At 63.8% G+C, this 15,328-nt stretch carries 8 protein-coding genes and 1 riboswitch; of the genes, 3 read left to right on the forward strand and 5 right to left on the reverse strand.

The annotated features are described in order from the left end of the window. Positions 1-230 precede the first annotated feature (230 nt). Entirely contained in the window at positions 231-713 is a 483-nt protein-coding gene (locus AC06DU_RS16460; RefSeq protein ID WP_024940090.1) for a hypothetical protein, read from the reverse strand. A 198-nt stretch (positions 714-911) separates the two neighbouring features. Between AC06DU_RS16460 and ppa the strand changes: the two genes are divergently transcribed. Beyond that, positions 912-1,448 (forward strand): inorganic diphosphatase, encoded by a 537-nt coding sequence (ppa, locus tag AC06DU_RS16465; RefSeq protein ID WP_005990841.1) that lies wholly within the window; start codon positions 912-914, stop codon positions 1,446-1,448. A 113-nt stretch (positions 1,449-1,561) separates the two neighbouring features. Beyond that, positions 1,562-2,710: an HDOD domain-containing protein gene (locus tag AC06DU_RS16470; protein WP_024940091.1), complete on the forward strand. Its 1,149-nt coding sequence runs from the start codon at positions 1,562-1,564 to the stop codon at positions 2,708-2,710. A gap of 349 nt (positions 2,711-3,059) precedes the next feature. Here the strand turns inward: AC06DU_RS16470 and AC06DU_RS16475 are convergent, their stop codons facing one another. From AC06DU_RS16475 to thiC, 4 genes are all read right to left on the reverse strand, one after another. After that, on the reverse strand, positions 3,060-6,032 hold the full coding sequence (locus AC06DU_RS16475; protein WP_478202851.1) for a TonB-dependent receptor plug domain-containing protein: 2,973 nt from the start codon (positions 6,030-6,032) through the stop codon (positions 3,060-3,062). 48 nt (positions 6,033-6,080) lie between these two features. Beyond that, positions 6,081-6,974 (reverse strand): helix-turn-helix domain-containing protein, encoded by an 894-nt coding sequence (locus AC06DU_RS16480; protein ID WP_024940093.1) that lies wholly within the window; start codon positions 6,972-6,974, stop codon positions 6,081-6,083. Between the two features lie 110 nt (positions 6,975-7,084). Beyond that, a complete protein-coding gene (locus AC06DU_RS16485) occupies positions 7,085-9,415 on the reverse strand; it encodes a winged helix-turn-helix domain-containing protein (RefSeq protein WP_478204432.1) in 2,331 nt (776 codons plus the stop codon). A gap of 424 nt (positions 9,416-9,839) precedes the next feature. Beyond that, complete coding sequence (gene thiC / locus AC06DU_RS16490; RefSeq protein WP_065048222.1) at positions 9,840-11,717, reverse strand: phosphomethylpyrimidine synthase ThiC; 1,878 nt, start codon at positions 11,715-11,717, stop codon at positions 9,840-9,842. A 114-nt stretch (positions 11,718-11,831) separates the two neighbouring features. Then, positions 11,832-11,929: riboswitch (TPP riboswitch) on the reverse strand. 431 nt (positions 11,930-12,360) lie between these two features. Between thiC and AC06DU_RS16495 the strand changes: the two genes are divergently transcribed. Next, a complete protein-coding gene (locus AC06DU_RS16495; RefSeq protein WP_478204433.1) occupies positions 12,361-15,132 on the forward strand; it encodes a TonB-dependent receptor in 2,772 nt (923 codons plus the stop codon). Positions 15,133-15,328 lie beyond the last annotated feature (196 nt).

The raw sequence follows: 15,328 nt of genomic DNA on the forward strand, positions 1-15,328 counted from the left end.
GCCGGCCCCGGAACGTGCCGACTCACGTTCCGGGGCCCAGGCGCCGTACCCCGGGGCTGTGCGCCGGTGTGCGCCGCGTGCCGGCCTGCTACTGACACGCAACAGGCCTGCGGTAATGATCCCGCGTGCCGCATCGGCTCGCACGTGCCGACGCCGGGCAGGTCCGGCGCCCGCATGCAATCGCTGCACCGGGCAACACACCGCGCCACGGCTTGCGGTGCAAGCGTTCCTCAGAGGCAACCGATCAAGCCGTCATAGATCGGTGGCGCCCCACCGGGCAGTGGCTCGAACAGCGGATTGTTCACCGCCAGGGTGCGGTACATCTCGTCCAGACGCGTCCCTGCCTTCAGCGGCGCCGTGCAGCGCCAGACCCGACTGTCCGAGCGCAGGTACCCGCTGCCGGGGTCGACGCTGACCTCGCTGGCCCCGAAGGTCCAGATGCAGCTGCGCACCACGCCGCTGACCCGGTGCACCGAGCAACGCAAGCGCAGCGGCTGGTAGTCGCTGAACTCGCCGCCGCAAAAGGTGTCGCCGCAGATGTTGTCGAAATCCTGCTCCAGCCGCTGCTCCAGATCGACAAAGGCCTCCCAGCCTTCGCCATTGGCGGGCCAGTCCACCGCATCGACGAAGGTCGGCGCCGGCGTCGCCGCAGAGGCGAGCTGGCAGGCACCGGAGAGCAGCAGCACAACGAGCAAACGCACAGGCTTGAACATGGCAGTTCCCGAGCAGTGGATGAGTCTGCAGCGTGCGCCGCGCCGCGGGCCGCGACGATCGGGGAGCTTCCCGGGATGAATGCGGGCTATGCCGCACACGGCGGTCAGAACATTGCCCATTCAGTGTCGCTGCACCGCAACAGCCGAACGCGTAGAATCGCGCTCCACACACTAGATGACGCCTCGGGAGTTACGCGCATGGGTCTTGAACTGGTCACCTCCGGCAAGAATCTGCCGGAAGAAATCAACGTCGTCATCGAAATTCCGAAGGATTCGGAGCCGGTCAAGTACGAGGTGGACAAGGCCAGTGGCGCGATTTTCGTCGACCGCATCCTATCCACCCCGATGCGTTACCCCTGCAATTACGGCTATGTGCCCAACACCCTGTGCGGCGACGGCGACCCGGCCGACGTGCTGGTGGTGCTGCCGCTGCCGCTGGTGCCTGGCTCGGTGGTGCGTTGCCGTCCGGTGGGCGTATTGCGCATGAGCGATGAGGCCGGCAGCGACGAAAAGATCCTGGCAGTGCCGATCGAGAAGATCTTCTCCGGCTACGCGCATATCGAGGACATCAACCAGGTGTCCAGCCACTGGATGGAGCGCATCGGCCATTTCTTCGAGCATTACAAGGACTTGGAGAAGGGCAAGTGGGTCAAGCTGGATGGCTGGGGCGGCGCGGCCGAGGCCAAGCGCATCCTGGTGGAGTCGGTGGAACGCTATAATTCCGACGCACCCTGATCCAACGACCGTGACGCAGCCCCGCAACCGCGGGGCGATCGGGATCACGCTTCCGGCGTGATCCCGGTGACCGCCGGCGGCAGATTGGGTACATTGCCGACAGCGTTTGGCCGGTGTCTGTCACCGGTGACTCTTGGGGAAGTGTCTTGCGTATTCTGTTTGTTGGGGACGAAGCCAGTCTTCCGTCCGAATTGAGCGACTATGTCGCCGATCTGGGTGATCAGTGGCAGGTGCAGCAGGTGGCCGACGGCAATTCGGCGATCGAGGCGGCCGCGTTATCGCCGTTCGACGCGGTCATCGTCGCCCCCGTCCTGCCCGATCTCACGTCCGCCACGTTGCTGGGGCAGATCCGTACGCTGCGCCCGGACACCATCCGCATCGCCCTGATCGATGCCCAGGATGGTCAGCGCACCCCGCCGGCTCGCATCATTGGCGTGGCGCACCGCTTCCTGCCGGTGCCGCTGGCCCCGGAAGTCCTGCTCGAAGCCATCACCAGCCTGGAAGAACTGCGCGATCTGCTCGGCAATCCGCGCTTGCGCGCCGCCATCGGCCGGATCGAAAAACTGCCGTCGCCGCCGCATCTGTATCTGAGCCTGATGCATGCACTGGAAGAAGACGATGGCGCCGACGCGGCCGATATCGCCAAGCTGATCGCCGGCGATCCGGCGATTGCCGCCAAGGTGCTGCAGCTGTGCAATTCCGCATTCTTCTCCGGCGGCCGCAGCATCACCGATCTGCGCACGGCAGTGACCCGCCTGGGCGTGGCCACGCTGCGCGACCTGGTCCTGGCCAGCGAAGTGTTCTCGGTGCAGACGCTGACCCCGGCCGAGCGCAATGCGATGCAGCGCCGCGCCCTGCTCTCCTCGCGACTGGCCGCCAAGGTGTTGCCGCCGACCAGCGCAGAACTGGGCTCCACCGCCGCGCTGCTGGCCGATATCGGCTTGTTGCTGCCCGGCGTGCGCGACGAGCGCGAGCCGCCGCTGGAAGGCGGCGACGACCGCCTGGGCCATACCGAAGCCGGTGCTTACCTGCTCGGCCTGTGGGGCCTGCCGATGCCGATCATCGAAGCGGTGGCCTTCCATCGCCACCCGCAGCGCTCCAGCCTGCGCAGTTTCTGGGTGACCGGCGCGGTGCATGTGGCGACCGCATTGGCCAGCGGCGAAACCGTGGACGAAGAGTACCTGTCCAAGGTCGGCGTGCTCGCCCGCCTGCCAACCTGGCGCGAACAGGCCGATACCTTGCTGGGGCTTGCCGAGGCCTGAGAGCGGCACCAGATCGATGTAACAGAAATGGCGCGACTTGATCGCGCCTTTTTCTTTGGCTGCTTGCAAATACGCGAATGCAGACAGGGCGCGATGCAACTTGTCTGCGCACGCATCACTGCGCTCGTGATTTATACAGATATCGCGACATGGCTCGTGCGGTGACGTGCAACGAACGATCGAGCGCGCCTGTCATCCCAGCAAGGCGCAACACATGGTCAGGCAAGCAAAAACACAACGCAACTGGCAGCGATGACGTTTGTCAGACCTTGTCTGCCTTACTCAAGATCCGGAAACAAAAAAACGGGCCTTTCGGCCCGTTTTTTCAATCTTTACACCACTTCAATGATCAGAAGCGCTGGTTGTACTGCACGAACAGGAAGCGGTCGTAGTCGAGCATCGGATCGATCGCAGCGGTGCTGCTGTTGGTGATCGAGTAGGTGATCGGCGGCTGCTTGTTCCAGATGTTGCGGGCACCAACGGTTACGCTGCCATCCCACGGAGCCTGCCAGGTAACAGAGACGTCCTGGTAGGAGATCGAGCCCTTTTTGTTGGAGCCGTTACCGCCGCCCCAGCCCGGGTTCGGCGTCTGGTAGTTCGGGTTGTTGCACTCGATGCCTGCAGCTGCATCCCAGCAGTAATCACGGAAACCGCCGTAGTAGCGCAGGTTCCAGTTGGCCGACAGCGAACCCAGCGACCAGTCCAGACCCAAGGTGGCACGCACGCGCGGGTAGTTCCAGTAGCCGGCAGCGTTTGCCCACTCGGCACCAGCTTCTGCCTGCGACTTGTAGGTCGCCAGATAGTTGGTGTCCAGGTTGACAGCGAACTTGCCGTACGCGGTTTCCGGCATGCGATAACGCACGCCGAAGTTGTAGCCTTCGGTTTCCAGACGACCCAGGTTGACGTTGCCGCGGCTCAGCGTGGTGACCTGACCGGTGACCGCATCGCGACCGTAGTCGGCACAGTAGCTGGCCAGGCTGTTGAGGTAGCAGTTGTTCAACACATCATTGGCCGTCAGCGACGTAATGATGTTGGAGATCGAAATGCGGTACCAATCCAGCGAGAAGTCCAGACCCTGCACCCAATGCGGGCTGTACACCATGCCCACGGTCCGGGTGATGCTGTATTCCGGCTCCAGCTCTGCATTACCCACGCCCGAATTGAACGGAGCGTTGCCCTGCACGTCGCGACGCGTCACCGGGTTGCCCGCGGTATCGGTCTGACGGAAACCCGCCGGCAGGCCTTCGCCTGCGCAACGCGCTGCAACGCCTGCGTTGCTCAGCGAGCCGAAGGTCGCATCGCAAGGATCAGTGAAGGTATCGAACGTCTGCGAACCGCCACCGAAGGTGTCGGACAGCGTCGGCGCACGGAAACCGGTGCCGTAGGTACCACGCACCAGCAGGTCGTCGATCGGCTTCCAGGTGAAGCTGAACTTGCTGTTGGTGGTGTCGCCGAAGCGGCTGTAGTTGCTGTAACGCGCAGCCACGTCGAACGACAGTTCCTTGGCACCCGGCAGATCCTTCAGCACCGGGATCAGCAGCTCCAGGTAGGCTTCGTTGGTCTGGTAGCGACCTTCGGTTGCCTGTGCGGCCAGATCGGTGGTGTAACCGGCGCTGGACAGCTGATCCGGATAGTCGTAACCGCTGATTTCGCGGTGTTCGACGCCTGCGGCGAAGCCCAGCTCACCGGCTGGCAGATCGAACAGGCCACCGGTGACGTTGGCGGTCCACTGCTTGCTCAGGCTCTGCTGCGTGGACTGGCCCAGTGCATTGATGTACTGCAGCGCATCCGCTGTGGAGGCCGACGGACCACCCAGGATGTTGAACGGGGTGCACTGGCCCAGCGCGTTGCTGGTGCCCAGCGGCAGCGGGCTGGCAGCGGTACCGCACTGCACCTGGCCCTGGGCGTTGAGGAACGACGGACCCAGCGCCTTCTGCAACGCCAACAGGTTGATGTTGCCGCGCGAAACCTGCGTCACATCGTACTTGTTGTAGTTGAAGCCCACGTCCCAGTTCCAGCCATGGCTGCCGACGTCGAACACGCCTTCCAGCGCCGCATCGAAGTGGGTGGACTTGACATTGCTTTCAGTGGTGCGCGGCAACTCGACGGTGCGGCGGAACCAGCTATTGATGTCCTGGCCCATCGGGTTGTAATAGCTGCTGCCACTGATCGCCACCGGGAACTGCGGCTGCGAAGAGGCCTGCAGCGGATAACCGGCAATCTGGCGGTTGGAGGTACGCTCGGAGTACATCGCCGTCGACTTGAAGGTGATGCTGTCGGTGATGTTGTAGCTACCACTCGTAAAGACCGACTTATTCTTGCTGGACTGCTGCAACATCATCTGGTCGACGGAGTTGTAGTAGTCGTCCACGCCCGCTCCAACGTGATAGTTGGAGAGGTTGCGCGAATCGGCACCAACGCCCTTGCCGTCGAAGGAGCCAGTGTGATTGAGCACCCACTGATTCGGTGTCCACGTACCTTCGCCAGCACCGACAACGTTGCCCCTCGCATCGAGGTAATCGCCCGCGCCAGGCGTTCCCACCGCACGCGGATCGTTGAAACGACCCCAGGGGCCGGTCGCGCTCAGGCTGTCTTCGATATGGTTAGGGCCGGCCGAGTAACGGGTCAGTGCACGGTCCTTGGCCCACACCGGATCTTCGCTGGTGTAGTTGACACCGAACACCAGCGAGGAGCGATCGGTGGTGGTGCCGGCGGTGAAGGAGTACTGCTCCTTGGAACCGTCGCCACGGCCGTTCTGGCCGAAGTAAGCGGAGGCTTCTGCGCCGTCGTAGTTCTGGCGCAGGATGATGTTGACCACGCCGGCCACGGCGTCAGAGCCGTAAATTGCCGAGGCGCCGTCCTTGAGGACTTCGATGCGCTCGATCAGCGAGCTTGGGATGGTGGACATGTCGCTCAGGCCCGACAGGCTGCTGGTCCAACGCTTGCCGTTCACCAACACCAGGGTACGGTTCTCGCCCAGGTTGTAGAGGTTGACGTACTGGCCGCCCTGCTCCGGATCCGAGGTCAGCACGGCAGCCTTGCTGTAGGTCTGCGTACCGGCAATCGACAGGTTCTGGAGGATGTCGCCAACGCTCACAAGGCCGGACTTCTGGATGTCCTGCTGGGTAACGGTGAACACCGGCTGTGCGGTTTCGACGTCGACCGAGCGGATGCGCGAGCCGGTAATTTCGATGCGGTCCAGCGTCGTGGTCGACGGGGCGGCGGACTGCTCTTGTGCATTGGCGGCAAATGCCGGCGTCAACGCGATCGCAATACCGGCGGGCAACAGGCCCAGCCGCACTGCGGAGGTGCGAAGGTTCATCAATCTCTCCAGGGTTCGTTAGTGGCGCGTTAAGCGCCCCTGTGCAAATTACGATTGCGTGAACATCGTCGCTTTGCGCGTCACGTTCCGTGGCTTTGCCGAATCTGGCGGATTTGTCGTTTGGTCGCGGTAATGCGATGCGGAGACACCGAAACGCGCACGAAATGCACGCGCAAAGCTGCAGCAATTGTCGAACCCGCTTGCGGCCGCAACCTCACCGATCATCATCGAGGTATCGCGCAGCAGATCGGAGGCGCGCTCCAGGCGCAGGCGCGCCGACAGGGCCTGCGGGCTTTCCTCGTACAGGCTCTGGAACGTCTTGGACACATACCAGCTGGAGAAGTTGGTCAGCTGCGCCAGCTCGGCGATGCGCACCACGCGGTCGCTGTTGCCTTCCAGATACAGCCGCGCGCGTTGCATGCGACCGAAGACCTGACGGCGACGGCTGCGCGAACGCCCAGGGCAGCGCTGCTCCTGCGCGATGAAGTCGCGCTGCATCGCAGCCAGATGCAGCAACAACGGGCGTGCCGATGCACCGCCGCTCTGCGCAGCCGCGTTACGCCACAGACGCAATGCAATGCGCAGATCGCCACGCGACAGCTGGCTGCGTCCCGGATACAACGTGGCGTCGGTCAACTCGGCCAGCGACTGCAGACTGTCGCCATCGAGGCTGACGCCGACACAGAGCGCGCTGCGGTCGGCCTGTACGGTGGGATGCGATTCCTTGTCGAAGGCGATCCAGTCGCCGGCGCGCAGACGGAAGCGCCCTTCCTTGGACTCCACCCAGGCGCGGCCGCGCAACTGCACCCACAGCGTGAACGTGGCCGCGGCGGTCCGGATGCTGCCCAGGCGGGAGACCGCCAGACAGGTCGTCGACGTCGGCTCGCTGGCACCGTCCAAGGAAAGTGCGAGCCCGCGATCTGCGGTGATGACCTGTTGCATGGTGGCAGCCCCCTGTACAAAAGAGGGCGTAGTGTTTTGCCGAATCTGGCGTCAGTCAGGAAGTTCCGACGAAGGTCTGCCGAAATTGCCACGAAGTCTTTCCGAAAAACTTACGAAGCGATTTTCCTCAACACGATCAACAGGTTGGATATCACACCCAACGGCGTGGCCAGGCGCTCCGGCAACGCCATGAAGGCAATCGAGCTGCCGTCTTCTTCTGCCAATGCCACATACAACGCGCCGCTGCGCTGATCCACGCTGAAACCATTGATGGTGGTGTACTTGGCCGCATCCATGCAGCGCCCGACACCGCCGCGCAGGTCGCTGTCATAGGTGGCACAGGCGTCGGTGGACGACAGGTAATGCAATTGCCCGCGCGCGCCGGGAGCCCAGCTGCGATAGCGCCAGCGCGATGGCTGCTGCGGATCGACCGGTCGCAAGGTGTCGGCGGCCAGCGACGGGGCGACCTGCCATAGCCCGCCGCCGGTCAGACGCGTCAGCAATACCTGGCCGCTGGCGCGGTCCAGCCGCAGCTGCGAGACGTCCTGCAGCGACGCCAGCGCGCGCCATGGAGCACTGCGTCTGTCGTAGAGCGTGGCAAAGGTGCGCCCGTCATCGGCGGCAGCCACCACCAACAACTGATCGGGGTCGGGAACATGGATCGCCTGCAACGGTCGCGGCTGCGGCACCGGGAGCCGCAGCGCCTTGCCGGTACTCGGGGTCACTTCGAACAGTGCCGCATGCCCGTGCGCATCGCTGCCGCTGACCAGCACGCGTTGCGAGTCGGCCGACCAGTCGGCGGCCTGGCGCGCATCCGGCCGCAGGCCTTCGATCAGGCGCACCGAGCCGGGCTTGCCGACATCGCCCCACCACAGGCCGTACGCACCGGAGCGATTGGAGGCAAAGATTAACTGGCGCCCGTCCGGCGCAATCATCGGCTGATCGTCGCGCCCGCTAGAAGGAAACAGCCGGCGGCGAATGTAGCCGCCATTCATGGGGTCGTGAATGACCTGATAGACGCCAAATTGCGGTTTGCGCTGCACGAAGACCAGATGACCATGCGCCACATCCGGTGCCTGCGCATCGTCCACACCGAGGTCATGCAGGCTGCGGTCGACCAGATCGAGCCGGTAGAGCCGCGCTTCGCTGTCCACACGACGCCCGAAGATCAGCCCGCTGCCATCGGGCAACCAGCTCCAGCCACGAATATCGGCGTTGTCGTGGGTCAGCCGCTCGGCGGTTCCGCCGCTTGCCGGAATGCGCCACAGATCGCCAAGCTGCGGATTGCGCAGAAACACGATCCAGTGCCCGTCGGGCGAATAGCGCGGCGTGTAGTCGAAGTCGCTCGACTGCGCGCTGTAGCGCAGCGGCTGCCATTGGCCGGTTTCCAGATCCAGCCGCCGCATGCGCGGCGACCCGTGCGTGCCGGTCATGCTGCCGAACAGCAGGGCACGGCCGTCCGGCGACCAACTGAAACTCAGCATGTCCGCGCCATCGCAGCGCGCCACCTCGCGTGCGGCAGCCGGGCCGTTGGCAGCAGCAATCATGATGCGGCAGCTGCCATCGGGCGCCTGCCGCGAGAAGGCGATCTCGCGCCCATCCGGTGACCAGGCCGGCAGCCGATCGGAAATACCGGCCGCCGGCGTGTCCAGCACGCGCGGGTAGGCGTTGTTGGTGGTCTTGACCAGGATCGAGGTGCCTGCGCGATCGCTGGTCAGCGAGGCATAGGCCACCATCGCCCCGTCCGGCGACAGGCTGGGCATGAGATCGAATCCGCCGCCCGCAGTGATGATCTGGTACGGGCGCTTGGGGCTGCCGAGCACTGCCGAGGCCGCTGCCGCGTCGCGATCCGGCGCGCGCATCCACAGCGTCCGCGCCGCCAGTCCCAGCACCACCAATAAGGCCACGCTGGCCACTGCCAAGGCCATCCATCGGCGCTGCCGCACTGCAGCCGACGCAGGCGGAACCGATGCTGGAGGCTGCCGGGTGACCGGGCTGCGCTCCACTGCAGCAGTCGCGGTGCCGGCGGTGCGGTTGCGCTCGCCGGGCTCCTTGTCCGATGCAGTCACCGCCGTCGCGGGCGCGGCAACATCGACCGGACCGTCCGACGGCTGCTCCCACGCAACCGGGGCCAGCAGCCGATAGCCGGTCTTGGCGATGGTCTCGATATGCTCGAAGCGCTGGCTGCCGTTGCTGGCCAATGCCTTGCGCAGTTGCGTGACCGCCTGGGTCACCACGTCGTTGGTCGGCAAGGTGTCGGGCCAGACCTCGGCCAGCAGTTGCTCGCGCGTCACCACCTGGCCCGGCTGCCGCGCCAGCGTCAGCAATACCGCCAGGGATTTCGGCGCCAGACGCGCGGCGCGCTTGGCGCCGGGCGCATGCACCTCGCGCGAGGCGACGTCGACCACGCATTGGCCGACACATAACCGGCCCGATGGCAAGGCATTAGCGGGAGGAACACTCATCGGCAAGAAACACGCATCGGCATGCAAGGACTACAAAGAACGCAACACGCACTTCGCGCGAAACGCCAAATTCAGCAAAGGACCACGACCAACTGTGTCATGCATCCATTTGGTGCAAATTTTACTCTATGCCTCGTTGCTTCCCTACGACAGGTGGCGACGTCAGGCTCTCTCTCTCTCGCCGACGAATTCAAATAATTACGATGTCCCCTTCGCGCCTCTGGCGCGATTTTTTTATCTGCGATTCATGAAAATGCCGCGAAATGCTTGCGGGCTGTAACCGCTTGCAACGCAGTCACCGCGCGGCACTTGCGTACCGCGCTGCGATCTGACTAAGCCGAAGCTGAATTTTTCCTAAGCAGCCAGTCGGTCTGCTGCAACGTGACGATGCTGCCGCATGTCACGTGGCGCGATACACCTGCGCGCCTTGCGCCAGAAACTGCGCCGACTTCTCTTCCATTCCCGCCGACAAGGCATGCGCCTCTCCCATACCGTGCTCGGCCGCGTAATCGCGCACGTCCTGGGTGATCTTCATCGAGCAAAAATGCGGCCCGCACATCGAGCAGAAGTGCGCCAGCTTGTGCGCCTCCTTGGGCAGGGTTTCGTCGTGAAACTCCCTGGCCTTTTCCGGATCCAGCCCGAGATGGAACTGGTCGTCCCACCGGAATTCGAAACGCGCCTTGCTCAAGGCGTTGTCACGCACCTGCGCACCGGGATGCCCCTTGGCCAGATCCGCAGCATGTGCGGCGATCTTGTAGGCCATGATGCCGTCGCGTACGTCCTGCCGGTTGGGCAGGCCCAGATGTTCCTTGGGCGTGACATAGCAAAGCATCGCAGTACCGAACCAGCCGATCATCGCCGCACCGATGGCGCTGGTGATGTGGTCGTAGCCGGGCGCGATATCGGTGGTCAGCGGCCCCAGGGTATAGAACGGCGCCTCGCCGCATTCGCGCAGCTGCTTGTCCATGTTTTCCTTGATCAGCTGCATCGGCACGTGCCCCGGACCTTCGATCATGGTCTGCACATCGTGCTTCCAGGCGATCCTGGTCAACTCGCCCAGCGTTTCCAGCTCTCCGAACTGGGCTGCATCGTTGGCATCGGCAATGCAGCCCGGGCGCAGGCCATCGCCCAGCGAAAACGCCACGTCATAGGCTTTCATAATCTGGCAGATGTCTTCGAAGTGCGTGTAGAGGAAGTTTTCCTTGTGATGGGCCAGGCACCACTTGGCCAGGATCGAGCCGCCGCGCGAGACGATGCCGGTCACCCGCTTTGCCGTCAGCGGCACATAGCGCAGCAGCACGCCGGCGTGGATGGTGAAGTAATCCACGCCCTGCTCGGCCTGCTCGATCAAGGTGTCGCGAAAGATCTCCCAGGTAAGCTCTTCCGCACGCCCGTCGACCTTTTCCAGCGCCTGATAGATCGGCACCGTGCCGATCGGCACCGGCGAATTGCGGATGATCCATTCGCGCGTTTCGTGGATGTGCTTGCCGGTGGACAGGTCCATCACCGTGTCGCCGCCCCAGCGGATCGACCACACCAGCTTTTCGACCTCTTCCGCAATGCCGGACGACACCGCACTGTTGCCGATGTTGGCGTTGATCTTGGTCAGGAAATTGCGACCGATGATCATCGGCTCGCTTTCCGGGTGATTGATGTTGTTGGGCAGGATCGCGCGGCCGCGTGCGATTTCGTCACGCACGAATTCCGGTGTGATGCGTTGCTGGATCGCGGCACCGAAGGCTTCGCCCGGATGCTGCTTGCGCAGCATCGCGTCGGCCACCGCTTCTAGGCGCTGGTTTTCGCGGATCGCCACGAACTCCATTTCCGGGGTGATGATGCCGCGCCGCGCGTAATGCATCTGGGTGACATTGGCACCCTCGCGCGCCACGCGTGGCAGGCGCCGCGCAGGAAAGCGCACCGCATCCAGGCGCGCATCGTGCTCGCGGCCGCGGCCGAAGCTGGAACTCAGGCCATCCAGTGCCACGGTATCGCCACGCTCGGCGATCCAGCGCGCGCGCAGCGGCGCCAGACCGGCGGCAAGATCGATCGCGGCATGCGGGTCGGTATACGGCCCGGAGGTGTCGTAGACGCTGAGCGGCGCATTGTCCTCGCCACCGAACAGGGTCGGTGTGCGGGTCAATGCAATCTCGCGCATCGGCACCTGCAGGTCGGCGCGCGAACCCTGCACGAAGATCTTGCGGGAGCCTGGAATCGGCTGGGTCACAGCCTCGGACAGCGACTGGGCTTGTTGCTGCAAAACGGTCGGCGCGGCATTCATGGCGTTCGTCCTGTGTACTGGAAGACCAGCACCCACGGCGCTGGCCCTGCGAAGGATTCGCAGGCGGACGAAGCGGCGGCGCTCAATGGCGATGCGCCCGTAAAGGCACGGACCATCGCATCTAACGAAGCTTCCCTACGCCGGTATCAACCGGATCAGGTTCGAAGGGACTATCTCAACCGCAGCGCACTGCGGTACCCCCACTTCGGCGGCGATTAAACCACATCGCACCCTGCGCGGCTGAAAAAATATCGCGGGGCGTCGGCAACGTGCCCGCACCGAGTGCGCCAGCGACGCATGCCGTTCTGGGCAGCGAACGCTGCCCACCTGGCAGAGCGTGCAGCAGTAGCCTCGCCTTCCACAGCGACATATGTCTCCGCCTGCCACCGCAGGTCGGCGGTGCACATGCACGGCCTCGCCACGGCATTGCATGCCGCACCCGCGCACTGTGCGCGGCGCAGCGCGACAAGGCGCCGATTGGCGAAAAATGGTGGCGACACGCGCTCGTTAAATTCCCGCTAAGCCTGCGTGCCGTGCCGATGAAGACGTACATGCGCAGGTGCCATCCAACGGGGATCGCGCTGTCGTTCCTCCTCTACCGGGAATCGCCGTAAACATGACTATGTCCACGCTCCACCCGACCCTGCGTCAGGGCTCGCTCGCGATCGCCATCGGCCTGTGCATCACCACCAGTGCCGTTGCCCAGGAACAGACCGACAAGAGTCCGACCAATCTGGACAAGATCGAAGTCACCGGCTCGCGCATCCGCTCTGTCGATGTGGAAAATTCGCAACCGGTGCTGGTGCTCACGCGCCAGGACATCGAAAAGCAGGGCCTGACCTCGGTGGCCGACGTGCTCAAGCGCATCCCCTCCAATGGCGCAACGATGAACTCCACCGTCAACAACGGCGGCGACGGCTCGGCCACCGTGAGCCTGCGCAACCTGGGTGCCTCGCGCACCTTGGTCCTGGTCAACGGACGGCGCTGGGTGTCGGGCCTGTCCGGCTCGGTGGATCTCAACACCATCCCGTCGGCCATCGTGGAGCGGGTGGAAGTACTCAAGGACGGCGCCTCGTCGATCTATGGCTCCGATGCCATCGCCGGTGTGGTCAACATCATCACCCGCAGCGATTTCGATGGTGCCGAAGTCAATGCCTACGTCGGCCAGTACGGCCAGGGCGACGGTCAGCGCACTTCGTTCGATGCCACCGTGGGCGCCACCAGCGAGCGTGGCAATCTGGTGATCGGGCTGTCCAGCGTCAAGGAAGATGCGGTGATGGCAGGCGACCGCGAGATATCGGCCGAGCCGGTGTATGGCGCAGGGTCGTCGGCCTACAGCAGCTACTCGGCAAGTGGCCGTCTGCGGGCAGGTGGCAACAGCGGTGCCTGGACCGTGTTGCCCGGCAGCGCAACCGCCAGCGGCGACAGCAATTATCCGCGCTACGGTCTGGACCAGTACACCGCCTTCAATACCTCCGACTACGGCTACAACTACGCCAAGGACAATTACCTGGTCACGCCGCAGAAGCGTGATGCCTTGTACGTGCAGGGCAACTACGCACTTACCGATAACGTGCGCTTCAAGTTCGATGGACTCTACAACCGCCGCCAATCGTCACAGCAGCTGGCCGGCTTTCCGCTGGCCTCGGTCAACACCGGCATCCTGATGAGCGGCGACAGCTACTACAACCCGTACAACAGCGCCTACGGCGGCGACGGACGCGATGTGGGCTGGTCGCATCGGTTGACCGAATTCGCGCGCACCTACCAGCAGGACGTCAAGACCTCGCACGTGTATACCGGGCTGGAAGGCGACTTCCAGTTTGCGGACAGGCAGTTCAGTTGGGATGTGGGCTTTGCGCACAATCAGACCGACCAGACCGAAACCCAGTACGGCGACGTCAACCTGCTCAATCTGGGCAACGCGCTCGGCGCATCCGCCATCGTCAATGGCACCCTGTCGTGCCTGGACAGCGGCGGCGCAGTCATTGCCGGCTGCGTGCCATTCAACCCACTGTCGCCGGCCGGTGGCGTGACTCAGGAGATGCTGGACTACATCCTGTTCACCGCGCACAACACCTATCAGTACAAGAACAGCAGTTTCACCGCCAACCTCACCGGCGATCTGTTCGAGCTTCCTGCCGGCTGGATGAGCTTTGCCGCCGGCGTCGAGCATCGCGAGGAAAGCGGCTTCTCCTCGCCGGATGCGTTGATTTCGGCCGGTTACACCTCGGGCAATTCGTTTACGCCCACCTCCGGCTCGTACACGCTCAACGACTACTACACCGAAGTGGCGATTCCGCTGCTGAAGGATGTGGCCGGTGCGCAATTGCTGGAATTGAGCGCAGCCGTGCGTTACTCGGACTACAACACCTTCGGCAGCACCACCAACAGCAAATTTGGTTTCAAGTGGAAGCCGGTCGCCGACCTGTTGATCCGTGGCAACTACGCTACCGGCTTCCGCGCGCCATCGATCGAAAACCTGTACCTGGGCGCATCGGACAGCTTCGATACCTATTCCGATCCCTGCTCGACCAACAGCACCTCCTACACCGGCGCGATTGCCGCCGCGTGCGCGGCCGGCGGCGTACCGGCCAATTACGTGGCCGAGTACAACAGCGCCAGCGGCAACTCCGGCCAGACCATCTATCCGTTCACCTACACCAGCAACGCCAACCTGCAGCCGGAAAAGTCCAAGAACGCCACGCTCGGTTTCGTCTACAGCCCCGCCTCGGTGCAAGGCCTGGATGTGTCGCTGGACTGGTGGAAGATCAGGATCACCGACGCCATCACCGAATTCAGCGCCAACCAGATCCTGTCGCAGTGTTATCAGTTCAATGTCTCGGCGTTCTGCGACCTGGTCACCCGCGATGCCACCGGCGCCATCACCGGCCTGGTGATCCAGCCGGTGAACGTCGGCGAGCAACGCATGCAGGGCTACGATTTCACCGCGCGCTACAAGCTGCCGCAGACCGCGATCGGCCAGTTCATGCTGACGCTGGATTCGACCTACGTGGCCGTCAACGAGCAGAAGCAGGACGACAATGCGGCCTGGGAAAGCTACAACGGCATCTACCACACCGATAACCCGAACTGGCGCACGCGCGGCACGCTCACCCTGGACTGGAGCTACGGCAACCTGGCCGCCAACTGGGCCGTGCGGTACTACTCGGGCATGAAGGACTACGACTCGGAGCTGGACGACACCGGCAACTATCGCCACGTCGCGGCGACTGCGTTCAACGACATGCAGGTGTCTTACCAGCTGCCGTGGAATGCAACCGTGCGCGTGGGTTTGAACAACGTCTTCGACCGCGACCCGCCGGTGGCGCTCAGCGCTTCTGCCAATTCGTTCGATTCGGCCTATGCCATCCCGGGACGCTACAGCTACCTGCAGTACACCCAGCGCTTCTGATCGCGCGCCCTTGGGCCGCCGGGCCCGCTGGCTGGATACGCCGGTTGTCACAACGGCCTCCCTCGGGAGGTCGTTGTGCATGTGCCAGGGCTGACACGCAGGCGGCCGCTTGGCACGCAGCACGCCAGCGGCGCCATGCAGGGACATTTCCACGGCACATCCCCCCGCTAGCCTGCAGTCACTACAACAAGAAACC

The sequence above is a fragment of the Xanthomonas sp. NCPPB 3200 genome, from assembly GCF_056393585.1.

Excerpts from the sequence above, each read along its gene's own strand:
- AC06DU_RS16460 (WP_024940090.1), bottom strand. The coding sequence starts at position 713 with ATGTTCAAGCCTGTGCGTTTGCTCGTTGTGCTGCTGCTCTCCGGTGCC.
- ppa (WP_005990841.1), top strand. The coding sequence starts at position 912 with ATGGGTCTTGAACTGGTCACCTCCGGCAAGAATCTGCCGGAAGAAATC.
- AC06DU_RS16475 (WP_478202851.1), bottom strand. The coding sequence starts at position 6,032 with ATGAACCTTCGCACCTCCGCAGTGCGGCTGGGCCTGTTGCCCGCCGGT.
- AC06DU_RS16480 (WP_024940093.1), bottom strand. The coding sequence starts at position 6,974 with ATGCAACAGGTCATCACCGCAGATCGCGGGCTCGCACTTTCCTTGGAC.
- thiC (WP_065048222.1), bottom strand. The coding sequence starts at position 11,717 with ATGAATGCCGCGCCGACCGTTTTGCAGCAACAAGCCCAGTCGCTGTCC.